22 protein-coding genes, 1 tRNA gene and 2 pseudogenes are annotated in these 20,050 nt (G+C 71.8%); 9 read left to right on the top strand and 16 right to left on the bottom strand.

The genetic code is table 11. The features are described 5' to 3' along the window. Nucleotides 1–10: 10 nt before the first annotated feature. Nucleotides 11–160, bottom strand: a complete 150-nt coding sequence (locus tag ABZV78_RS16005) for a hypothetical protein (protein ID WP_355639173.1) — start codon at nucleotides 158–160, stop codon at nucleotides 11–13. A gap of 88 nt (nucleotides 161–248) precedes the next feature. On the opposite strand from ABZV78_RS16005, the gene ABZV78_RS16000 reads away from it, so the two are divergent. Then, the gene (locus ABZV78_RS16000; protein ID WP_355639171.1) at nucleotides 249–632 is read left to right on the top strand and encodes a metalloregulator ArsR/SmtB family transcription factor; all 384 of its coding nucleotides are present in this window, start codon (nucleotides 249–251) and stop codon (nucleotides 630–632) included. A 19-nt stretch (nucleotides 633–651) separates the two neighbouring features. Here ABZV78_RS16000 and ABZV78_RS15995 read toward each other — a convergent pair whose 3' ends face one another. Continuing rightward, a complete protein-coding gene (locus tag ABZV78_RS15995; protein ID WP_355639169.1) occupies nucleotides 652–1,809 on the bottom strand; it encodes an NAD(P)-binding domain-containing protein in 1,158 nt (385 codons plus the stop codon). A gap of 62 nt (nucleotides 1,810–1,871) precedes the next feature. Between ABZV78_RS15995 and ABZV78_RS15990 the strand changes: the two genes are divergently transcribed. The 6 genes from ABZV78_RS15990 (at nucleotide 1,872) to ABZV78_RS15965 (ending at nucleotide 5,867) form a co-directional block, all read left to right on the top strand. Continuing rightward, the gene (locus ABZV78_RS15990) at nucleotides 1,872–2,204 is read left to right on the top strand and encodes a metalloregulator ArsR/SmtB family transcription factor (protein WP_355639167.1); all 333 of its coding nucleotides are present in this window, start codon (nucleotides 1,872–1,874) and stop codon (nucleotides 2,202–2,204) included. Between the two features lie 89 nt (nucleotides 2,205–2,293). Beyond that, a complete protein-coding gene (locus ABZV78_RS15985; RefSeq protein ID WP_355639165.1) occupies nucleotides 2,294–2,980 on the top strand; it encodes a helix-turn-helix domain-containing protein in 687 nt (228 codons plus the stop codon). Beyond that, the gene (locus ABZV78_RS15980) at nucleotides 2,977–3,636 is read left to right on the top strand and encodes an arsenate reductase ArsC (protein ID WP_355639163.1); all 660 of its coding nucleotides are present in this window, start codon (nucleotides 2,977–2,979) and stop codon (nucleotides 3,634–3,636) included. The genes ABZV78_RS15985 and ABZV78_RS15980 overlap by 4 nt, the downstream gene beginning before the upstream one ends. A 51-nt stretch (nucleotides 3,637–3,687) precedes the next feature. Beyond that, nucleotides 3,688–4,431, top strand: coding sequence for an MIP/aquaporin family protein (locus ABZV78_RS15975; RefSeq protein ID WP_355639162.1), 744 nt, complete (start codon nucleotides 3,688–3,690; stop codon nucleotides 4,429–4,431). 101 nt (nucleotides 4,432–4,532) lie between these two features. Next, entirely contained in the window at nucleotides 4,533–4,940 is a 408-nt protein-coding gene (locus tag ABZV78_RS15970) for an arsenate reductase ArsC (protein ID WP_355639160.1), read from the top strand. Nucleotides 4,941–5,138: 198 nt separating this feature from the next. Next, nucleotides 5,139–5,867 (top strand): VOC family protein, encoded by a 729-nt coding sequence (locus ABZV78_RS15965; RefSeq protein ID WP_355639159.1) that lies wholly within the window; start codon nucleotides 5,139–5,141, stop codon nucleotides 5,865–5,867. Nucleotides 5,868–5,905: 38 nt separating this feature from the next. Here the strand turns inward: ABZV78_RS15965 and ABZV78_RS15960 are convergent, their stop codons facing one another. Then, a complete protein-coding gene (locus ABZV78_RS15960) occupies nucleotides 5,906–6,556 on the bottom strand; it encodes a hypothetical protein (RefSeq protein WP_355639157.1) in 651 nt (216 codons plus the stop codon). A 107-nt stretch (nucleotides 6,557–6,663) separates the two neighbouring features. Here ABZV78_RS15960 and ABZV78_RS15955 point away from each other — a divergent pair. Continuing rightward, nucleotides 6,664–6,738, top strand: a pseudogene (locus ABZV78_RS15955) (site-specific integrase); the annotation flags it as partial. Nucleotides 6,739–6,850: 112 nt separating this feature from the next. Here the strand turns inward: ABZV78_RS15955 and ABZV78_RS15950 are convergent. The 11 genes and pseudogenes from ABZV78_RS15950 to ald form a co-directional block, all read right to left on the bottom strand. After that, nucleotides 6,851–7,405, bottom strand: coding sequence for a DUF4362 domain-containing protein (locus ABZV78_RS15950; protein WP_355639155.1), 555 nt, complete (start codon nucleotides 7,403–7,405; stop codon nucleotides 6,851–6,853). After that, nucleotides 7,386–7,898: pseudogene (locus ABZV78_RS15945) on the bottom strand (SigE family RNA polymerase sigma factor). Before ABZV78_RS15945 ends, ABZV78_RS15950 begins: the two are co-directional and overlap by 20 nt. 318 nt (nucleotides 7,899–8,216) lie before the next feature. Then, nucleotides 8,217–8,290: transfer RNA gene (locus tag ABZV78_RS15940), tRNA-Pro, on the bottom strand. A gap of 159 nt (nucleotides 8,291–8,449) precedes the next feature. After that, on the bottom strand, nucleotides 8,450–9,856 hold the full coding sequence (der, locus tag ABZV78_RS15935; protein WP_355639153.1) for a ribosome biogenesis GTPase Der: 1,407 nt from the start codon (nucleotides 9,854–9,856) through the stop codon (nucleotides 8,450–8,452). Then, the gene (gene cmk / locus ABZV78_RS15930) at nucleotides 9,853–10,533 is read right to left on the bottom strand and encodes a (d)CMP kinase (protein ID WP_355639151.1); all 681 of its coding nucleotides are present in this window, start codon (nucleotides 10,531–10,533) and stop codon (nucleotides 9,853–9,855) included. Before cmk ends, der begins: the two co-directional genes overlap by 4 nt. A gap of 173 nt (nucleotides 10,534–10,706) precedes the next feature. After that, complete coding sequence (locus ABZV78_RS15925; RefSeq protein ID WP_355639149.1) at nucleotides 10,707–11,477, bottom strand: pseudouridine synthase; 771 nt, start codon at nucleotides 11,475–11,477, stop codon at nucleotides 10,707–10,709. After that, nucleotides 11,467–12,459 carry an SMC-Scp complex subunit ScpB gene (gene scpB, locus ABZV78_RS15920; protein ID WP_355639147.1) on the bottom strand — a complete coding sequence of 331 codons (993 nt, stop codon included), beginning with the start codon at nucleotides 12,457–12,459 and terminating at the stop codon, nucleotides 11,467–11,469. Before scpB ends, ABZV78_RS15925 begins: the two co-directional genes overlap by 11 nt. 4 nt (nucleotides 12,460–12,463) lie before the next feature. After that, nucleotides 12,464–13,426, bottom strand: a complete 963-nt coding sequence (locus ABZV78_RS15915; protein ID WP_355639146.1) for a ScpA family protein — start codon at nucleotides 13,424–13,426, stop codon at nucleotides 12,464–12,466. Nucleotides 13,427–13,467: 41 nt separating this feature from the next. After that, on the bottom strand, nucleotides 13,468–14,391 hold the full coding sequence (locus ABZV78_RS15910; protein WP_091266519.1) for an AAA family ATPase: 924 nt from the start codon (nucleotides 14,389–14,391) through the stop codon (nucleotides 13,468–13,470). A gap of 232 nt (nucleotides 14,392–14,623) precedes the next feature. Then, a complete protein-coding gene (locus ABZV78_RS15905; protein WP_355639219.1) occupies nucleotides 14,624–15,616 on the bottom strand; it encodes a site-specific tyrosine recombinase XerD in 993 nt (330 codons plus the stop codon). Beyond that, nucleotides 15,613–16,728 (bottom strand): alanine dehydrogenase, encoded by a 1,116-nt coding sequence (gene ald, locus ABZV78_RS15900; RefSeq protein WP_355639144.1) that lies wholly within the window; start codon nucleotides 16,726–16,728, stop codon nucleotides 15,613–15,615. The genes ABZV78_RS15905 and ald overlap by 4 nt, the downstream gene beginning before the upstream one ends. Nucleotides 16,729–17,018: 290 nt before the next feature. Here ald and ABZV78_RS15895 point away from each other — a divergent pair, with 290 nt between their 5' ends. Further along, entirely contained in the window at nucleotides 17,019–17,273 is a 255-nt protein-coding gene (locus tag ABZV78_RS15895) for a TM2 domain-containing protein (RefSeq protein WP_244167786.1), read from the top strand. A 68-nt stretch (nucleotides 17,274–17,341) separates the two neighbouring features. Here the strand turns inward: ABZV78_RS15895 and ABZV78_RS15890 are convergent, their stop codons facing one another. Both ABZV78_RS15890 and ABZV78_RS15885 read right to left on the bottom strand, forming a co-directional pair. After that, nucleotides 17,342–17,947, bottom strand: a complete 606-nt coding sequence (locus ABZV78_RS15890) for an NUDIX hydrolase (protein WP_355639142.1) — start codon at nucleotides 17,945–17,947, stop codon at nucleotides 17,342–17,344. Beyond that, the gene (locus tag ABZV78_RS15885) at nucleotides 17,944–19,701 is read right to left on the bottom strand and encodes a CTP synthase (protein WP_355639140.1); all 1,758 of its coding nucleotides are present in this window, start codon (nucleotides 19,699–19,701) and stop codon (nucleotides 17,944–17,946) included. Before ABZV78_RS15885 ends, ABZV78_RS15890 begins: the two co-directional genes overlap by 4 nt. Between the last annotated feature and the right edge of the window lie 349 nt (nucleotides 19,702–20,050).

Genomic DNA, 20,050 nt, shown 5'->3' with positions numbered 1-20,050 from the left:
GGTCCTCTCCTCAACGGGGGCTGATCAGCGTGTAGACGGCGGTGCGGGTGGTGTCGTAGCGGCGCTCGGCGCGCTGCGCGGGGGTGGACAGCTGGGCGCAGGAGTCGCAGAAGCGGACACCGGGCAGGGGGCTGCGCGAGCGGCGGGTGGAGCCGAACATGCTCGTCCTCACTTCCTCGGAACGCCTGTCTTGACGTCCGTCGAATCAAAGACTTGCACGCTGATTAGAGAGATGTCAACCTAGAGGTATGTCAAAGCAACAGGTGTCGTTCCCCGTCGTCGACCTCAACGCCGATACGCCGTGCTGCCCTCCGCTGGCCCAGCGTCGGGTACCGGCCGAGACGGCCGCGGTCCTCGCTCCCGCGTTCAAAGCCCTTGGTGACCCGGTGCGGCTGCAGCTGATGTCGATGATCGCCTCCGCCGAGGACGGCGAGGCGTGCGTGTGCGACCTGACGCCGGCGTTCGACCTGACCGGGCCGACGATCTCCCACCACCTCAAGACGCTGCGCGAGGCGGGCCTGGTCGACGCCGAGCGGCGAGGCACGTGGGTCTACTACCGGGCCCGGCCGCAGATCCTGCGCCAGCTCGCCGCACTGCTGTCGATCGAGCCGGCGGCCGCGGCCAGGGCCTGACCTCGCTCCCCCATCGCCGTCAGCCGCCGGCGCCGTCCGTGGCCCCATCCCTGTGCGGGGGCGACGTCGACCGCTGGGCACCGGATGCCGTGGGAGGCACCTGACGGAAGAAACGCGGACGCCGGGCCACGCGTGCGGCGAGGACGGCCATGACGTGCGCGGCGTCGCGTCCCACGCCGCGCAGGGTGTTCGAGGCGAAGGATCGCTGGAATTCCAGCCCCAGGTAGAGCAGGCCGGGATGGATGGTGGAGATGCCGCCCACCTGTCGGGGCGCACCCTGGTCCAGTGCGCCGAGTGGGGCGAGGTAGTCGAGGTCCGGGCGGTAGCCGGTGGCGAAGATGACGGCGTCGACGGCTTCTGTCGTGCCGTCGCCCCAGACGACGCCATCAGCGGTGAAGCGGGTGAACATCTCGCGCCGGGGCAGCTCACCTGAGGTGATGGCGTCGTGGTAGCGGCCGGTGTCGAGCACCGTGGCGTGCCGGATGAGCCGGGTGACGACCGAGCGCGGGAGTCGGTCAGCGCCGGTGATGCGCAGCCAGTGGTGCAGGTCCCGACCGCGGATGCGCTGCGGCAGGAACCGGACCGGTTCGCGGGTCGCCAGCGTCACCCGGGCGTGTGCGGTGAGTTCATAGGCGACCTGGACGGCGGAGTTGCCGGCCCCCACGACCACGACACGCTTGCCGTCGTAGGCCTCAGGGCGGCGGTATCGGGCGACGTGCCGCAGGTCCCCGGCATACTCGCCCTGCCCGGGCAGGGTCGGCAGGTACGGGTTGCCGAACGAGCCGGTAGCGGCAACGACCCCGGCAGCAGGCAGCTCGTCTCCGGTGTCGGTGCCGACGAGGTATCCCCCGCTGCGCTCGGGACGCACGGCGACGACTCGCGTGCGGGTGCGGATCTCGACGTCCAGGGCGTCGGCGTAGCGGCGGAGGTAGGCGACCACCTCCCCGCGGTGGGGGTAACGGTCCGGGTCGCCGTCGAAGGGCATGCCGGGCAGGGTGCTGTAGCGGGCCGGCGAGAACAGCGTGAGGCTGTCGTAGTAGCCAGGCCAGGCGCCCACCGCTTCGGCGCCGGAGTGCACGACCACGGGTCGCAGGCCAGCGTGCAGTGCGGCGCGGGCCGCGGCAAGGCCGGACTGACCGCCGCCAATGATGATCACGGGATCGACTTGATCGTTCACGACACGATCATATCGTCGTTTCATTGAATGACAATATGATGACGGCAGGGAAGGGTGTGACCATGAGTCAGACCGCCGCCGACCAGCCGGGCGGGCCGCAGAGCGCCGCTTCGGGGCTCGCGCCGCAGACGCAGGAGTTCCTCAAGGCCCTCGGGAGCCCTACCCGCCAGCGGATCATGATGCTATTCGCTCGCGGCGCCGAGATGTCCGTGGGCGAGGTGGCCGAGCGGGTCGGCGTCAGCCAGGCCACGGCGTCGCAGCAGTTGACGCTGCTGCGGCGCGGCGGTGTGGTCGCCTCGCGGCGCGACGGCAAGACGGTGTTCTACCGGGCTGACCGCGAGGGCGCCCTCGCCGCCTTGACGGATCTGCAGTCCTACCTGGCGACCTGCTGCTGACCAGCCGGCACCCATACCGGCACCGGTGAGATCAAGGTCTTCTCGAGACCGGCTTGACTCGGCAGAATGAGTCAGCGATAGTTGACTCAATGAACGTTGAGCATTCTTCCCTCGCCGCGCGGGCCCGGATCCACGCCGCCCTCGGCGATCCGGTGCGCCTGGCGATCGTGGACGCGCTCACCCTGGGCGACGCCTCCCCCGGGGAGATCGCTCACACCCTCGACCTGCCGACCAACCTGGTCGCCCACCACGTCAAGGTCCTCACCGACGCCGGCCTGGTCATCAAGGGCCGCTCGGAGGGCGACCGGCGCCGCACCTACCTGCGGCTACGCCCCGAGACGCTGGCCGCTCTCGCCACTCCCCGGCTGGCCGGTGTGGGCCGGGTGGTGTTCGTGTGCACCCACAACTCGGCCCGCTCGCAGCTGGCCGCCGCGCTGTGGAAGCAGCGCGCCCACGGCGATGTCGCCTCCGCCGGCACGAAGCCCGCCACCCGGGTGCACCCCCGCGCGGTAGCCGTTGCCCACCGCCACCACCTCGACCTCGACCCGACCGCCACCGCCCACGTCACCGACGTCGTCCGTCGCGACGACCTGGTGATCGCCGTCTGTGACAACGCCCACGAGGAACTGACCGGCCCGATCCGCCCCCGCCTGCACTGGTCGGTCCCGGACCCGGTGCGCGTGGACACCGACGAGGCGTTCGAGGCCGCCTACGCCGACCTGGCCGACCGCGTCGACCGGCTCGCGCCCGCCATCCTGCCCGGAGGTCCCCGATGACCGACACCACCGCCCATCCCCAGGAGATCACCCTCGACCAGCAGGTCGCCCTGCACACCGCCGCGACCCGACTTGCTGAGGAGTTCGACGGCATCTACGGCACCGAGACCATCGAGCGGTTCCTGCAGACCAGCTACGACCAGTTCGCCACCGCCGCCAGCATCGCGAACTACCTGCCGCTGCTCGCCGAGCGCTTCGCCCGCCAGCGACTGCGGGCCCTCGCCCGGGTCGAGGGACACCACCGTGACGGCCGCCCGGTGGTGCTGTTTCTGTGCACCCACAACGCCGGCCGCTCCCAGATGGCCTTGGGATTCTTCACCCACCTGGCCGGCGACCACGCGCTCGCCTGGTCCGGTGGCAGCGAGCCCGGCATCGAGATCAACCCCTCCGCGACCGCGGCGATGGCCGAACGTGGAATCGACATCTCGGAAGAGTTCCCCAAGCCGTGGACGGACGAGGTGGTCCGCGCCGCCGACGTCGTGGTCACGATGGGCTGCGGCGACGCCTGCCCCGTCTTTCCCGGCACCCGCTACGAGAACTGGACCGTGGACGACCCCGCCGGGCTCGACCTGGCCGACGTGCGGCCGATTCGCGACGAGATCGAGCGCCACGTCCGTCGCCTGCTCGACGAGCTGAACGTCCCCGCCACCCGCTAACCCAACCTGCCCGACGATCCGGGACAGCAACACCATGGGAGAGACAGACTGATGACCATCGCACTTCGGCGGCGCCTGCTGGCCGAGTTCATCGGCACCGCGCTGCTGGTCACGGCCGTGGTCGGCTCCGGCATCATGGCCACCACGCTCTCCCCCGGCGACGTCGGCCTCCAACTGCTGGAGAACTCCACCGCCACCGCGTTCGCCCTCGGCGCGCTGATCCTGATCTTCGGCCCGGTCTCCGGCGCGCACTTCAACCCGGTCGTCTCCGCCGCTGACTGGTTTCTCGGCCGCCGCGCCGGCACCGGCCTCACCGCCCGAGACCTGGGCGGCTACGTCGTGGCGCAGGTGCTGGGTGCGATCGCCGGATCAGTGCTGGCGAACCTGATGTTCGACCTCGCCGCCGTCGACTTCTCCGGCAAGGACCGCGCCGCCGGTCACCTCTGGCTCGGTGAGGTCGTTGCCACCACCGGCCTGATCCTGCTGATCTTCGCCCTCGCCCGCTCCGGCCGCGCCGCGGTCGCACCCGCCGCCGTCGGCGCCTACATCGGCGCCGCCTACTGGTTCACCTCGTCGACCTCGTTCGCCAACCCGGCGGTCACCATCGGCCGCGCGTTCACCGACACCTTCGCCGGCATCGCCCCGACCTCGGTGCCCGGCTTCGTCCTGGCCCAGTTTGTGGGCCTTGTCGTCGGCGTCGGCCTGCTCGCGGCCCTCTACCCCGACGCGGGCGCCGCCGCCGACCAGGTCGTCGTCCCCACGGACGAGGACGCCGCCGTCGGCCGCCGCTCGTGACAACACCGCGCCCACACGGCACCAGCGACCCGGTCCACCTGTTCCCCGACCCCCTCCGACAAGCCGGTCAACCGGCCCTCGCACCGCACGGAAGGCACCCGATGAGCGACAAGCCCAGCGTCCTGTTCGTCTGCGTCCACAACGCCGGCCGCTCCCAGATGGCCGCCGGTTGGCTGCGCCACCTCGCCGGCGACACCGTCGAGGTCCGCTCCGCCGGCTCCGCGCCCGCCGACCAGGTCAACCCCGCCGCCGTCGAGGCCATGCGCGAGGTCGGCATCGACATCACCGACCAGACCCCCAAGCTCCTGGAGTACGAGACCGCGGAGTCCTCCGACGTCATCGTCACCATGGGCTGCGGCGACGCATGCCCCGTCTTCCCCGGCAAGCGCTACGAGGACTGGAAGCTAGAAGACCCCGCCGGCAAGGGCGTAGACGCCGTCCGGCCCATCCGCGACGAGATCCGCACCCGCGTGGAGAAGCTCCTCACCGAGCTACGCCCCACCGCCTGACCTCGCCCTCGTTGCCGCCCGCCTGTTCCCATCCGGCGGGCGGCTCACCTCGGCCACACCTACCGACAGGCCATCGCCACCGCCGGCACCGGCTGCGCCGCTCTCGACGCCGAGCGGTAGCTGGCTGCCCTGTCCTGACCGGCGCCGCCCGAGGTCCGGCCTGATTCTCAGGAAGCGACAAGCCTTAGCATCGTCGGCATGGCAACGCGGCTTGTGCAAATCAACATGAAGGCTCGGGACGACTCCGCGCTGGGTAATTTCTGGGCGGAGGCGCTTGGCTGGGAAGTTTCCAGCGAGGGACCCGGCGTGACCAACCTCGAACCTGAGGGCTTCGTCTACCCCGATCCCGCCGCCGTCTGCCTCGACCTCATCGCCTCCCCGGAACCCAAGACGGTGAAGAACCGTGTGCACGTCGACCTCGCCACCACCTCGGCGGCCCATCACGCGGAGCTGGTCACGCGCCTGAAGGATCTCGGCGCAACACCCGCCGACGTAGGCCAGGGCGACGTCCCATGGACGGTCATGGCCGACCCGGAGGGCAACGAGTTCTGCGTGCTGGACTGGCACGACCCGATCCGAGACACCGGACCGATCGCCGCGGTAATGGTCGACTGCGCGGATCCGCGAACCATGGCCCGCTTCTGGGGCAGAGCCATGGACTGGACCCTGCACGAGGTGACCGACCACAACGCGCTACTGCGCTCCGCCAAGGGCGTCGGCCCCTATCTGCAGTTCACCCGCACACCCGACGTGAAGACCGTGTGGAACCGCGTCCATCTCGACCTTCGCCCATACCCAGGTGACGACCTGCAGGCCGAGGCGGCCAGACTGCGGACGCTGGGCGCCACCGACATCGACCTCGATGTCCCGTGGACGGTCCTCGCCGACCCGGAAGGCAACGAGTTCTGCCTCCTCGCCCCCGGCTGACCCAAACCCCTCTTGGGGAGCGCCGCCGCCTGATCCGCCTACTGGCAGCCGTGGGACAGGGTGGAGACGGCCAGGAGAGTGCGCGGGTCGAACCGGGTCGTCCAGGGCTGGCCTGCCTCGGTGCGGACCTCGATCTCGTGGTCGCTCAGGAATCGAGCGGTACCGAAGGTGCCCTCGGGGCCAAGCCCATCGAATGGCGTGGCGAAGCATGCGAGGTCCTGGTTGGCCTCCCGCCTCCTCAGCCCCTCCCGGGACCGGATACGTAAGACATCGAAGCCCGCCATGAATTCGGGGTAGTGCAGCAGGACCACCTCGAACGAACCGCCTGGGGAAAGGGCTACCACCTCATCCCCGTCTGGCTCCGCGCCGTAGAGCGGCGGCCCCAAGAACTCGACGCCACTACAAGCCGCCATCAACGCCAACACGGTCGCGACCACAACCGCCGCCCGCGCCAGTGCGGGCCGCAGAACAAGCCACCCCGCGATGCCGAGCAGCACCGATGCGGCGAACAGCACAGCCGCCACGACTGACGAGCGGCCGAACGGCATGAGGTGTACGTAGTGCCACGGATTGCGCCAGGCAACGAGCACGGCTGACACAGCAACGACGACCAGCCCGGTGAGCACGACTGCCATCACCCGCCGACGCACGATGTTCATCGGTCGCTGCTCGATCCCCCGCTCGATCACTCGTTCATCGTGATTGATCGCCCAGCTACCTCCAAGCTGTCACGCAGGTCCTGAGAGCAGACCTCGCCGGCGGCCGGCTGTCCGACTCCCCCGCGATCGGCACAACGGTGCTGCGGGCCTTCCGCCCGGTCGTCGCCAAAGCGGGCCTTGACCCGCGCGACTGGACTCATCGCGAACTGCGACAGCTTCACCCAGCTACGACAAGAGGGCACATCCATCGATTGAATGCGCCCTCTGAGCTGCGTCGGGACGGCCGGATTCGAACCGACGATATGGCGCGCCTCATCCGGCAGGTCAGACGGCTTCCGGCGAAGAGCACTGCGTGAAGCCGATGTGCCTGTGGTCGACGACGGGCCCGGTGCACGTCTGCCGGGTGATACCCCGGCTACCGAACCTGTCCTGCCGGCTATCGATGGTGACCTGCACGGCACCTGCGGCATCGGCGACGTAGGCGGTGCGGATCGGGTCACCTTCGGTCGTCGGCCGGGTCTCGGCGAGGCGGGCGGGCCGGCGTGCCTCCACCGCGTCGAGGAAGCAGGTGATCGCCGCATCCGGCAGGCCTTCGGACTGGCGCAGCAGGTGGCTGCCGCAGTCCAACTCAGCCGCCGACTTCCCCGCCGCGTTCGCACCCACGGGTGGCGGGGATGGGTTCGTCCCGCGGTCGGCCGTGGCCGAGACGGCAGCGAACACCCCAACGGCGGTGAGGACGGTGGCCGCCGCCACGCCGCCAGCCACACGCTTCCGGCGCAAGGTCTCTCCGCGGGCGCGAACCTGCGCTGGTGGCGCCAGCTTCAGGGCGGCGGTGTCGTGCTTGAGGCCCGCGATTGCCTCACGGATGTGTGCTGACATCGGAAACCTTCCCTTCGTCGTCGGTACCGAGCAGCGGAGCGAGCGCCGCCCGCGCGCGGGCCAGGTAGACCTTGACGGTGCCGGCGGGCATGCGGGTGGTCTCGGCAATCTCGGCGATCGGAAGGTCGCAGAGATAGTGCAGGACCACGACCCGCCGTTGCGCCTCCGGCAGCCGGCGTAGCGCCGCCATCACCGCGATCCGGTCCGGCGTCGGTTCGGCAGCCGTCACGGGCGGGCCGAGCCTGGCCCGCGCGGCCAGCCAGCGCCGGACACTGCGCCATCAGTTGGCCGCCACCCGCCACGCCACGGTCCGTACCCACGCCTCCGGGTCCTCGTAGCCCGACAGCCACGACCACCGTATCCAGGCGCGGGCGTACGCCTCCTGCACGGCGTCCTGGGCCTCGCCGAGGTCGCCGCAGACGGCATACACCTGGTGCACAACGCGCGCCGAGGTCGCTGTGTAAAAGGCGTCAAAGTCGTCGGCCGCACCCATCCGCACCGTCCCTCTCCATGGCCGTCACAGATATACACACCGCTGAGGGCGCCCTGGTTACAGCCGCCGACGGTACGGTGGCGCTGCCTGTCCGGTTGATCGAAGCGAATCCCGGCCTGACGCGGTGCCGCGAGCTGCCGCTCTGCGCCAGGCCAGCGCCCGTGCCGGAGTGGAGTGCCGTTCCGGTGGGCAACCGATCACCGGCCGGTGGCAGGGTAACGATGGACCATCCGTGTTCTTGACCGGCGTGGTCCCCAGGAAGCCAGAAAGGCCGGCCCGATGTCTCGGACCAGCCCTTTGACCTGCTGTTTTATGCTGTCGGGACGGCCGGATTCGAACCGACGACCCCTTGACCCCCAGTCAAGTGCGCTACCAAACTGCGCCACGTCCCGATGCCCCCGCGCGGTGTTCCCCGCGGCAGCCGGTACAGCTTAGCGCAAGATCTTCAGACCCGCGCACAGGCCCCACCAGCGCCGCATGCCACTCCCCCTAGAGCGTCCTAGGAAAGAAGCCGCCGGGGACGGGTCCCCGGCGGCTTCTCTGCGGATGGGTCAGCCGTGGGCCTTGCCGCGGCCGCCCGGGCCGAGCTTCTTGCGGGGGCGAACCGAGATGTCGATGGGGCTGCCCTCGAAGCCGAACTCCTCGCGAAGCTTGCGCTCCACGAACCGCTGGTAGCCGGCGTCGAGCGGGCCCGTGGTGAAGAGCACGAAGCGCGGCGGGGACACGCCCGCCTGGGTGGCGAAGAGGATTCGGGGGGCGCGGCCGCCGCGTACCGGGTGCGGGGTGGCCTGGACCAGCGCGGTGAGCCACTGGTTGAGCTGGGCGGTCGGGATGCGGGTCTCCCAGCTCGCCAGGGCCTTGCGCAGCGCCGGGGCGAGCTTGTCGACCGCCCGGCCGGTCTTCGCCGACAGGTTCAGCCGGATCGCCCAGGGGATGCGGCGCAGCTCCCGGTCGATCTCCTTGTCCAGGTAGTAGCGGCGCTCGCCGTCGACGAGGTCCCACTTGTTGAAGGCGATGACCAGGGCCCGGCCGGCCTCCACCACCATGGTGAGGATGCGCTGGTCCTGCTCGCTGATCACCTCGCTGGAGTCGAGCAGCACCACGGCCACCTCGGCCGCCTCGATGGCCGAGGCGGTGCGCAGGCTGGCGTAATATTCCGTGCCGCTGGCCTTGCCGACCCGCTTGCGCAGGCCGGCGGTGTCGACCAGCTGCCAGGTCTCCCCGCCGATCTCCACCAGGCTGTCCACTGGGTCGACGGTCGTGCCGGCGACCGCGTCGACCACCGCCCGCTCCTCACCGGAGAAGCGGTTGAGCAGGCTGGACTTGCCGACGTTGGGACGACCGACCAGGGCTACGCGGCGCGGGCCGCGCGGGCGATTCTCCACGATCTTCGGCGCCTCGGGCAGCGCCTCCATGATGGCGTCGAGCAGGTCGCCGGAGCCGCGGCCGTGCAGGGCGGAGACCGGGTACGGCTCGCCGAGGCCGAGCGACCAGAGCGCGGTCGACTCCATCTCGATGGCGGTGTTGTCGGCCTTGTTCGCGACCAGGATCACCGGCTTGGCGCTGCGCCGCAGCATCTTCACGGCGGCCTCGTCCACATCGGTCGAGCCGACCATGGCGTCGACCACGAAGAGCACCACGTCGGCGGTGACGACGGCCGTCTCGGCCTGGGCGGCGATGGCCGCAGCCCGGTCCTTGGCGTCCGGCTCCCAACCGCCGGTGTCCACCACGGTGAACGCGCGGCCGTTCCACTGCGCGTCGTAGGGCACCCGGTCCCGGGTCACCCCGGGGATGTCCTCGACGACCGCCTGCCGGCGGCCGATGATCCGGTTGACCAGCGTGGACTTGCCCACGTTGGGGCGGCCGACCACGGCCACCACCGGCTGCGGGCCGGTCGGCTCACCGGGCTCGACCTCCGGCTCGCGCAGCTCGACCCAGCCGCCGAAGTCCTCGCTCATGCCACACCCCGCTCGCTGAGCAGCGCGCGCAGCCGGGCGACGACCTCGTCGATGCCCAGCTCGGTGGTGTCCAGCACGACCGCGTCGGCGGCCTGCTGGAGCGGGTTGACCTTGCGGGTCGAGTCGAGCTTGTCCCGGCGGGCCAGGTCGGCGGCGGTCGCCACGACGTCGGCGGCGTCCTCGGCGCTGCGCCGCTGGGCGCGGGCCGCCTCCGAGGCGGTCAGGTAGACCTTCAGGTCGGCGTCGGGCGCCACCACCGAGCCGATGTCGCGGCCTTCGACCACGATCCGGCCGGCGTCGGCGATCACCTGCCGCTGCCGGGCGACCAGCAGCTCGCGGACCGCGCCCACGGCGGCCACCGCGGAGACCGCGCCGGTCACCTCGGGACCGCGGATCTCCTTGGCCACGTCGACGCCGTCGGCGGTCACGCCGTACCCCTGGGGGTCGGTGCCGATGCGCAGGTCGACCTCGCCGGCGACCTTGGCCACCGACTCGGTGTCGGTCAGGTCGACCCCGGAGCGCAGCACCGCCCAGGTGAGCGCCCGGTACATGGCGCCGGTGTCGAGGTAGCGGGCGCCGAGGCTGACCGCGAGCCGCCGCGACACGGTGGACTTACCCGAACCGGACGGCCCGTCCACAGCGACCACGCAGCGCCCGGCCCGTACGTTTTGCTCCACCGTTGTCCTCCTCAGCCCGTACCTCGCGGGTCGCCGTGATCTCCGGCGCCGTTGAGCGGTTGTCTTTCCTCGTCAATCATCCCGCGCCGCGCGGGTCGGCCGCGCGCCATGCCACCGAAGGCGCCCGCGGGCCGCGTCGAAGCCTACCGGGAGCCGTACCCCGATCGTCGGGGTCAGTCACCCACGGCCTTGAACAGGGCGGCGACCTCCGCGTTGGTCAGCCGGCGCAGCCGCCCGGTGCGCAGGTCGCCGAGCTTGATCGGACCGATCGAGGTACGGATCAGCCGGGACACCGGGTGTCCCACCTCGCCCATCAGGCGCCGGACGATGTGCTTGCGCCCCTCGTGCAGGGTCAGCTCCACCTGGGCGGTTTTGCCCAGGGTGCCCACCACTCTGAAGGAGTCGACCTTCACCGGCCCGTCCTCCAGCTCGACGCCGGCCGTCAGCCGCTTGCCCAGGTTGCGCGGGATCGGCCCGGCCACCTCGGCGAGGTAGGTCTTGAGCACCTCGTACGACGGGTGCATGAGCTTGTGGGCAAGGGTGCCGTCGTTGGTGAGCAGGAGCAGGCCCTCGCTGTCGGCGTCGAGCCGCCCGACGTGGTAGACCCGCTGCTCCAGCCGCGCGCCGATGAAGTCGGCGAGCTCGGTGCGGCCCTTCTCGTCGGCCATGGTGGTGACCACCCCGCGCGGCTTGTTCATCGCCACGTAGACCAGGCGGACGTCGGCCTGGAGCCGCTCGCCGTCGACGTGGATGACGTCGCGCGCCGGGTCGGCCTTGTCGCCGAGCTGGGCCACCCGGCCGTTGACGGTGACCCGGCGTCGGAAGATCAGGTCCTCGCAGGCGCGCCGCGAACCCACCCCCGCGGCGGCGAGCACCTTCTGGAGGCGCTCGGCACCTTCATAGACGGGGGCGTCGGGCTTCGGGGCACGGTCATCACGTCGCATCGGCAAGCTCTTCTACGTCGTCGGGGAGGAAGGGGGCCAGGGGCGGCAGGTCGTCCACCGAGTTCAGCCCCAGCTTCTCCAGGAACATCGTGGTGGTCCGGTAGAGGAACGCACCGCTGTCCGCTTCGGTGCCGCACTCCTCGACCAGGCCCCGGGACACCAGCGTACGGATCACCCCGTCGCAGTTGACACCCCGGATGGCGGAGATCCGCGACCGGGTCACCGGCTGCTTGTAGGCGATCACCGCGAGGGTCTCCAGCGCGGCCTGGGTCAGCCGGACCGACTGGCCCTCCAAGACGAACCGCTCGACGTAGGTCGCGTATTCCGGGCGGGTGTAGAGACGCCAGCCACCCGCGGCCCGGCGCAGCTCGAAGCCGTGCCCCGCGGCCGTGTAGCCGGCCGCGATCTCGTCCAGCATCGGGCCGATCCGCTCCGGGGACTGCTCCAGCACCTGGGCCAGGGTCAGCTCGCTGACCGGCTGGTCCACCACCAGCAGGATGGCCTCCAGCGCGCCGCGCAGCTCCGCGTCGGCCAGGACGGGCGCGGACTCCGGCGGCGGCGCCGCCCGCCGCCCCCGCTTCCCGGGTACGCCGCCCGCGCCGCCCTCCCCCTCCGGCTCGCCGGGTCGGCCGTCGCCACCGACCGCGGTCTCCTCGGAGATCTTGGTACGGTCCGGCCCCTCAGGGGGCACGCCCGTACCAAGATCGGGGCCAGCCTCCAGCCTCGGTGGGGAGATCTTGGAAGGATCCGGCCCCTCCGGGGGCCATTCCTTTCCAAGATCTGCCGAGGGCTCCGGCGCCGCGTCTTCGGACGGCGCGCTGACGGGTTCGGCGTCCGGGGCGGAGCCGGCGGGAGCGGCGGCCTCGGCGTCGGTGGCGGGCTCGGGCTCCGTCGCCGACGGCGGCGGGGCGGGGCGCTCCCACGGGGGGATCCAGGCGGCGGCCTGGTCGGCCAGCGAGTCGCGGCGTTCCTCGTCGCTCATCGGGTCACTCCTGGGTCGGCGCGACGTCGTCCGCCGCAGCGGAAGGGGCGTCCGCGGGCGGGGTGGCCGGCTCGGGGTTGCCGGCGTACTCGTCGATGGTCAGCTCGGTGCCACCGTCGGCGGAGCCGGTCCAGCGCACGGTCAACTCCTCCAGCGCCTGCTCCTGAACGAAGGCCACCAGCCCCTGCCGGTAGAGCTCCAGCAGCGCGAGGAAGCGGGCCACCACCTCCAGGGTCATCTCGCAGTCGGCGCAGAGCAGCGAGAAGCTGGCGATGCCGGCGCGGCGCAGCCGCTCGGAGATGATCTCGGCGTGCTCGCGGACGCTGACCCGGACCATGTGCACGTGCGCGATGGACACCTCGGGCACCGGCTTCGGGGTCATCGCCTTGAGCGCCAGCTTGAGCAGCCGCTCCGGGCCGATCCCGAGCACCAGGTCGGGCAGCGCCTCGGCGTACCGGGGTTCCAGGGTGACCGCCCGCGGGTAGCGCCGGCCGCCGACCGACTCCAGCTCGGCGATGTGCGCCGCCGCCTCCTTGTACGCCTTGTACTGCAACAGCCGGGCGAAGAGCAGGTCCCGGGCCTCCAGGAGGGCCAGGTCCTCCTCGTCCTCCACCTCGGCGGCGGGCAGCAGCCGGGCCGCCTTGAGGTCCAGCAGCGTCGCGGCGACCAGCAGGAACTCGCTGGTCTCGTCCAGGTCCCACTGGTCGCCCATGGCCCGCAGGTAGGCGATGAACTCGTCGGTGACCTTGTGCAGGGCCACCTCGGTGACGTCGAGCTTGTGCTTGCTGATGAGCTGGAGCAGCAGGTCGAACGGGCCGGTGAAGTTGTCCAGCCGGACGGTGAAGCCGCTGGTCTCCTCGACGGTGGCCGGGTCGGCCGGCACCACGCCGTCGACCTCGGCGGCCAGCTCGGCGGCGGCCACCGGGTCGGCGGCGCCGTGCGGCGGGTCGAGGGGCGGTGCGGTCACCGGCAAACCGTAGTCCACGACGGGGACACCCGGCGTGCGGCCTACCGCTCCGCCTGGGCGGCGATCACCTCGCGGGCGAGCTGGCGGTAGTTGCGCGCGCCGGAGGAGGCCGGGTCGAGGGTGGTGATCGGGGCGCCGGCCACCGTCGACTCGGGGAACTTCACGGTCTTGGTGATCACCGTCTGGTAGACCTTGTCGCCGAACGCCTCCACCACCCGCTGGAGCACCTGGCGGCAGTGGGTGGTGCGGCTGTCGTACATGGTGGCGAGGATGCCCTCGAGCTCCAGGTCGAAGTTGAGCCGCTCGCGCACCTTGTCGATGGTGTCCAGCAGCAGCGCGACACCGCGCAGGCTGAAGAACTCGCACTCCAGCGGGATGAGCACGCCGTGCGCCACGGTCAGCGCGTTGATCGCCAACAGGCCCAGCGAGGGCTGGCAGTCGATCAGGATGAAGTCGTACTCCTTGCGGATCGTGCGGAGCACCCGGGCCAGGGCCATCTCCCGGGCGACCTCGTTGACCAGCTGGATCTCGGCGGCGGAGAGGTCGATGTTGGCCGGCAGCAGGTGCAGCCCGGCCACGTCGGTCTTGATCAGCACGTCCTCGGCGGTGACGTCGTCCTGCATGAGCAGGTTGTAGACCGACAGGTCGAGGTTGTGCGGGTTGACGCCGAGGCCGACGGAGAGGGCGCCCTGCGGGTCGAAGTCGACCAGCAGCACCTTGCGGCCGTACTCGGCGAGCGCGGCGCCCAGGTTGATGGTGGTCGTGGTCTTGCCGACGCCACCCTTCTGGTTGGCCATCGCGATGATCCGCGCCGGGCCGTGCCGGTCGGTCGGCATCGGCTCCGGGATCGGCTTGCGCATGGTGTATGCGGCCGGGTCGGCGGGGCCGAGATCGGCGCCGAGCGTCGCCTGCTGCTCGCGGAGCTCCGACGTCCAGGTCTCGGCACGGTCACCGTTTCCTGCCATGTCCTCGTTGCCCCCTCCCGACGACCACCCGGCGTCGGAGCCGTCCGACGTCCCTCGCGGCGCCGCTGCGCACCCCCGGTCCGTCACCCCTGGAGGCCCGCGCCGATGCCGACTGTACGCCACGCGCCAGCAGCGCGTTCGGTAGCGGGTCGGCGTGTCGGAGCGGGTGCTCAGCCGAGACGCTGTTTCGTTCGCGACTGCGGGGCTCGCAACCCCGGCTCACTCCTCGCGCTCACCCGTGGGCCCGGGGGTGGGCGGTCGCGTAGACCTCCCGCAGCCGTTCCACGGTGACCAACGTGTACACCTGGGTGGTGGTCACCGAGGCGTGGCCGAGCAGTTCCTGCACCACCCGCACGTCGGCGCCGCCGTCGAGCAGATGGGTGGCGTACGAGTGGCGCAGGGTGTGCGGGGAGACCGCGTCGGCCCCGTCGACCGGCAGGCCGGCCCGCTCGGCGGCGGCGCGCAGCACGGTCCAGGCGCCCTGCCGGGTAAGCGCGCCGCCACGGGCGTTGACGAAGACCGCCGGGGTGCCCCGGCCGGCGGCGAGCAGCGCCGGGCGGCCCCGGACCAGCCAGGCGCGCAGCGCCTCGGCCGCGTACCCGCCGACCGGCACGAGCCGGGTCTTGCCGCCCTTGCCGTGCAGCAGCACGGTCCCGGCGTCGAGGTCGAGGTCGTCCACGGCGGCGCCGATCGCCTCGGAGATGCGCGCCCCGGTGCCGTACAGGAACTCCAGCAGCGCCCGGTCGCGCAGCGCGCGGGGCGCTGCCTCGCCGGTGGTGGTGACCGGGCCGGCGGTCTCCAGCAGCCGGACCACGGCGTCGACCGGCAGCGCCCGGGGCAGCCGGCGCGACGGGGTGGGTGGGCGGACGTCGCGGCTGGGGTCGGCACCGGCCATCCCCTCGCGGAGCGCGAAGCGGTGCAGGCCGCGTACGGCGCTGGCCGCGCGGGCGGCGGAGGAGACGGCGAGCGGCGGGTGGTCGGCGTCGCCGGCGCGCAGGCGGGCCAGGTGCGCCTCGACCTCGGTGGCGCCGACGGCGGACAGGTCGGTCACCCCGGCGGCGGCCAGGGTGGACAGGTAGCGGTCCAGGTCCCGACGGTAGGAGGCGAGGGTGTTCGCGGACAGTCCCCGCTCGACGGTGAGGTGGTCCAGGTAGCCCCGGACGGCACGGCGCAGGGCCGGCGCGGGCTCCACGCCCGCACCGGCCCGTTCCGTGGTTGAACTCAGGCCAGCACCTCGGCCAGCGGCAGCACGTCCATGCCGTGCGCCTCGGCGACCGGGCCGTAGACGACCTGGCCGGCGTGGGTGTTCAGGCCGAGGGCGAGCGCCGGGTCGTTGCGCAGCGCCCCGCGCCAGCCCTGGTTCGCCAGTTCGAGGGCGTACGGCAGGGTGACGTTGGTCAGCGCGTAGGTGCTCGTGTTCGGCACCGCGCCGGGCATGTTCGCCACGCAGTAGAAGATCGAGTCGTGCACCTTGTAGACCGGGTCGGCGTGCGTGGTCGGGCGCGAGTCCTCGAAGCAGCCGCCCTGGTCGATGGCGATGTCGACGAGCACGCTGCCCGGCTTCATCCGGGAGACCAGCTCGTTGGAGATGAGCTTCGGGGCCTTCGCGCCGGGCACCAGCACCGCGCCGATGACCAGGTCGGCGTCGACGACGGCGCGCTCGATCTCGTACGCGTTGGAGGCGACGGTCTGCAGGTGGCCCCGGTAGATGGCGTCGGCCTGGCGCAGCCGGGCGACGTTCTTGTCCAGCAGCAGCACCTCGGACTGCAGGCCGAGCGCGATGGCGGCGGCGTTCAGCCCGGAGACGCCGGCGCCGATGACCACGGTCTTGGCCGCGTACACGCCGGAGACGCCGCCGGGCAGCACGCCCCGGCCACCGCCGGTGCGCATCATGTAGAAGGCGCCCACCTGCGGGGCGAGCCGGCCGGCCACCTCGGACATCGGGGCGAGCAGCGGCAGCGAGCGGTCCGGCAGCTCGACGGTCTCGTAGGCGATGCCGGTGACCTTCCGGTCCAGCAGCGCGTCGGTGCACTCCTTCGAGGCGGCCAGGTGCAGGTAGGTGAAGAGCACCTGTCCCTCGCGCATCCGGTGGTACTCCTCGGCGACCGGCTCCTTGACCTTGAGCACCAGCTCGGCGGTGTCCCAGACCTCGTCGGCGGTGGCCAGGATCTTCGCGCCGGCGGCGGCGAACTCGTCGTCGGTGATGCTGGAGCCCACGCCCGCGCCGGACTCGACGAAGACCTCGTGGCCGTGGCGGGTGAACTCGTTGACGCCCGCGGGCGTGATCGCCACGCGGTACTCGTGGTTCTTGACCTCGCGTGGGATTCCGACCTTCACGATGCAGACACCTTCCTCCGGGGCAGCTCACCCCCGACGCGCGGCGCCGCGACGGCCCCTTTGCCGACGCGGTCCACCGGTCCCGCCGGCGGCAGTCTAGGCGCGTGGGAACCCCACGGAGGCCAACACAGTGACATCCGGTGCCCGGTCGTGCTGACGGTGTGTCAGGCATCGAGCGGGCTGAGCGGTGGAGACCGCCTCAGCCGTCAGGACAATGTTCGGTAAATATCCTCCCACCGTGAGGGCTGCGGTGCGGACAGGACGGCAGTGGATCACTAAGGTGTCCGCTCATGACCACTCCTCCTTACCAGCAGTACCCGCAGGGCGTCTCGGACAAGAGCAAGACCATCGCGGGCATCCTCGGCATCCTGCTCGGCACCTTCGGTGCCGGCCGGTTCTACATGGGTGACACCAAGACCGGCGTGCTCCAGCTCGTGGTGAGCCTGGTGACCTGCGGCCTCGGCGGCATCTGGGGCCTCATCGACGGCATCCTGATCCTCGTCAACGGCGGGGTCGACGGGCAGGGGCGCCCGCTGCGCGACTGAGCGCCGACAACAGCGGAAAGGGGCCGCGCGGTGTACGCACCGCGCGGCCCCTTCATCGTTCCTTCCGGCTAGCGGGGCAGCGGCGCCTCGGGGCGGCGCACCTCGGCGAAGCCGGTCTCCCGGGCGCGGGCGGCCGCGAGCAGCCCGGCCACGCAGGAGGCGTTGGTGATCTCGCCGGCGAGGACCATCCGGACCGCCTCGTCGAGGTCGACCCGGACCACCTGGAGGTCGGCCTCCTCGTCGCGCCGGTCGTGGCGCAGCTCGGCGGGCACGTCGGCCAGGTCGCGGGCCAGGAAGATCCGGAGCACCTCGTTGCTGAACCCGGGCGAGCTGTGCAGGTCGACCAGGACGTCGATGCGGCCGGCGGTGAGGTCGGCCTCCTCGGCCAGCTCGCGGGCCGCCGCGGCGGCCAGGTCCTCGCCCCGGACGTCCATCAGCCCGGCCGGCAGCTCCCACAGGTGCCGGCCCACCGGGTGCCGGTACTGCCGGATCAGCACCACCTGGCCCGCGTCGTCGAGGGCCACCACGGCCACCGCGCCGACGTGCGTCACGTAGTCGCGGGTGGCGGTGCCCCCGCCGGGCATGGTGACGTCGTCGCTGACCACCGAGAAGATCCGGCCGGACCAGATCTCCCGGTGCCCGGTCACCTCGTACCGGTGCTCGACCGCGCTCATGAGGCGGCCGCGGCCTTCGCCGCCGCCGCGCCGCCGTTGCGGGCCGCCTTCTTCGCCGCCGCGGCCTCCGCCGGGGCGTCCAGGTCGACCGGGAGCTGGTCGGACTCGGAGTACGCCACGGCGGCCTTCACGAACGCGGCGAAGAGCGGGTGCGGCCGGGTCGGCCGGCTCTTCAGCTCCGGGTGCGCCTGGGTGGCCACGAAGAACGGGTGCAGGTTCCGGTCCAGCTCGACGAACTCGACCAGCCGGCCGTCCGGCGAGGTGCCGGAGATGGTCAGGCCGGCCTTGGTGAGCTGGTCGCGGTACGCGTTGTTCACCTCGTACCGGTGCCGGTGCCGCTCGCTGACCTCGGTGCTGCCGTACGCCTCGGCGACCAGCGAGCCCTCGGCCAGCTTCGCCGGGTACGCGCCGAGCCGCATGGTGCCGCCCAGGTCGCCCTTGCCGGCGACGATGTCCTCCTGGTCGGCCATGGTGGCGATGACCGGGTGGGTGGCCTCCTCGTCGAACTCCAGCGAGTTCGCCCCGTCCAGGTTGGCCAGGTGGCGGGCCACCTCGATGGTCATGCACTGGAGGCCGAGGCAGAGCCCGAGCAGCGGGATGCCGTTCTCCCGGGCGTACCGGGCGGTGCCGATCTTGCCCTCGATGCCACGGACGCCGAAGCCGCCGGGGATCACGATGCCGTCGACGCCGGCCAGGGCCGCCGCCGCGCCGGCCGGGGTGACGCAGTCGTCGCTGGGCACCCAGCGCAGCTGCACCCGGGCCCGGTGGCCGAAGCCGGCGGCCCGGATCGCCTCGCTCACCGACAGGTAGGCGTCGGGGAGGTCGACGTACTTGCCGACCAGCGCCACGGTCACCGTATGGCGGGGCTGGTGCACCCGGTCGAGCAGGTCGTCCCAGCGGGTCCAGTCCACGTCCCGGAAGGAGAGGCCGAGCCGGCGCACCACGTACGCGTCGAGGCCCTCGCGGTGCAGCACCTTGGGGATGTCGTAGATGCTCGGCGCGTCCGGCGCGGCGGTGACCGCCTCCCGGTCGACGTCGCAGTAGAGCGAGAGCTTCTCCTTGACCTTGTCCGGGATCTCCCGGTCGCAGCGCAGCACCAGGGCGTCCGGCTGGATGCCGATGCTGCGCAGCTGGGCCACCGAGTGCTGGGTCGGCTTGGTCTTCAGCTCGCCGGACGGCGCCAGGTAAGGCACCAGCGACACGTGCAGGTAGAAGCAGTTGTCCCGGCCCAGGTCGTGCCGGACCTGGCGGATCGCCTCCAGGAACGGCAGCGACTCGATGTCGCCGACCGTGCCGCCGACCTCGGTGATCACCACGTCGGGGACCTGGCCGTCCGCGTCCGGGTCGGCCATGCCGAGGATCCGGGCCTTGATCTCGTTGGTGATGTGCGGGATGACCTGAACGGTGTCGCCCAGGTATTCGCCGCGCCGCTCCTTGGCGATCACCGCCGAGTAGATCTGCCCGGTGGTGACGTTCGCCTTGCCGGACAGGTCCCGGTCGAGGAACCGCTCGTAGTGGCCGACGTCGAGGTCGGTCTCGGCACCGTCCTCGGTGACGAAGACCTCGCCGTGCTGGAACGGGTTCATCGTCCCGGGGTCGACGTTGAGGTACGGGTCGAGCTTCTGCATCACCACGCGCAGCCCGCGCGCGCTGAGCAGATTGCCGAGGCTGGAGGCGGTGAGGCCCTTACCCAGCGAGGAGGCGACGCCCCCGGTGACGAAAATGTGCCTGGTCGTCCGTGCTGAAGGGGCCAAGGCCTGCTCCCGTGTCGTCCGTAGCGGTCGTGCGAACCGCCGTGCCGATCAGCCAAGTGATCACGCGATCCACGGGATTCCACGGTAACACCTCCCCGGCCCCGCAGCGGCGTCGCACCCGCCGTCGGCGCACGTGAAGGCGTATCCGGCTCAGCCGGCGGGCACCTCGGTCGATGCCGGGCCGGGCTGCGCCGGCACCCGGGGCGCCCGGTCGGCGGCGGCGTCCGGCCTCGGCGTACCCCGGTCGGGCTCCGCCGGCCGACCCTCGGGGCCAGCGGCCGCCGGGTCGGGGTCGGGCCGGGCGGCCCCGCCGGCGCCCCGCGCCCCCCCCCCGCACCGCGGACGACCA

It is taken from the genome of Micromonospora sp. NPDC004540 (assembly GCF_040610095.1).
Taxonomy (GTDB): Bacteria; Actinomycetota; Actinomycetes; order Mycobacteriales; family Micromonosporaceae; genus Micromonospora.
The sequence above is the reverse complement of the archived record's forward strand: the minus strand, read 5'-3'. Positions and strand labels throughout refer to the sequence as shown.

What these genes read in the sequence shown, in the direction of transcription:
- ABZV78_RS16005 (WP_355639173.1), bottom strand. Translation starts at nt 160, where the DNA reads ATGTTCGGCTCCACCCGCCGCTCGCGCAGCCCCCTGCCCGGTGTCCGC.
- ABZV78_RS16000 (WP_355639171.1), top strand. Translation starts at nt 249, where the DNA reads ATGTCAAAGCAACAGGTGTCGTTCCCCGTCGTCGACCTCAACGCCGAT.
- ABZV78_RS15990 (WP_355639167.1), top strand. Translation starts at nt 1,872, where the DNA reads ATGAGTCAGACCGCCGCCGACCAGCCGGGCGGGCCGCAGAGCGCCGCT.
- ABZV78_RS15985 (WP_355639165.1), top strand. Translation starts at nt 2,294, where the DNA reads ATGAACGTTGAGCATTCTTCCCTCGCCGCGCGGGCCCGGATCCACGCC.
- ABZV78_RS15980 (WP_355639163.1), top strand. Translation starts at nt 2,977, where the DNA reads ATGACCGACACCACCGCCCATCCCCAGGAGATCACCCTCGACCAGCAG.
- ABZV78_RS15975 (WP_355639162.1), top strand. Translation starts at nt 3,688, where the DNA reads ATGACCATCGCACTTCGGCGGCGCCTGCTGGCCGAGTTCATCGGCACC.
- ABZV78_RS15970 (WP_355639160.1), top strand. Translation starts at nt 4,533, where the DNA reads ATGAGCGACAAGCCCAGCGTCCTGTTCGTCTGCGTCCACAACGCCGGC.
- ABZV78_RS15965 (WP_355639159.1), top strand. Translation starts at nt 5,139, where the DNA reads ATGGCAACGCGGCTTGTGCAAATCAACATGAAGGCTCGGGACGACTCC.
- ABZV78_RS15950 (WP_355639155.1), bottom strand. Translation starts at nt 7,405, where the DNA reads ATGTCAGCACACATCCGTGAGGCAATCGCGGGCCTCAAGCACGACACC.
- der (WP_355639153.1), bottom strand. Translation starts at nt 9,856, where the DNA reads ATGAGCGAGGACTTCGGCGGCTGGGTCGAGCTGCGCGAGCCGGAGGTC.
- ABZV78_RS15925 (WP_355639149.1), bottom strand. Translation starts at nt 11,477, where the DNA reads ATGCGACGTGATGACCGTGCCCCGAAGCCCGACGCCCCCGTCTATGAA.
- scpB (WP_355639147.1), bottom strand. Translation starts at nt 12,459, where the DNA reads ATGAGCGACGAGGAACGCCGCGACTCGCTGGCCGACCAGGCCGCCGCC.
- ABZV78_RS15910 (WP_091266519.1), bottom strand. Translation starts at nt 14,391, where the DNA reads ATGGCAGGAAACGGTGACCGTGCCGAGACCTGGACGTCGGAGCTCCGC.
- ABZV78_RS15895 (WP_244167786.1), top strand. Translation starts at nt 17,019, where the DNA reads ATGACCACTCCTCCTTACCAGCAGTACCCGCAGGGCGTCTCGGACAAG.
- ABZV78_RS15890 (WP_355639142.1), bottom strand. Translation starts at nt 17,947, where the DNA reads ATGAGCGCGGTCGAGCACCGGTACGAGGTGACCGGGCACCGGGAGATC.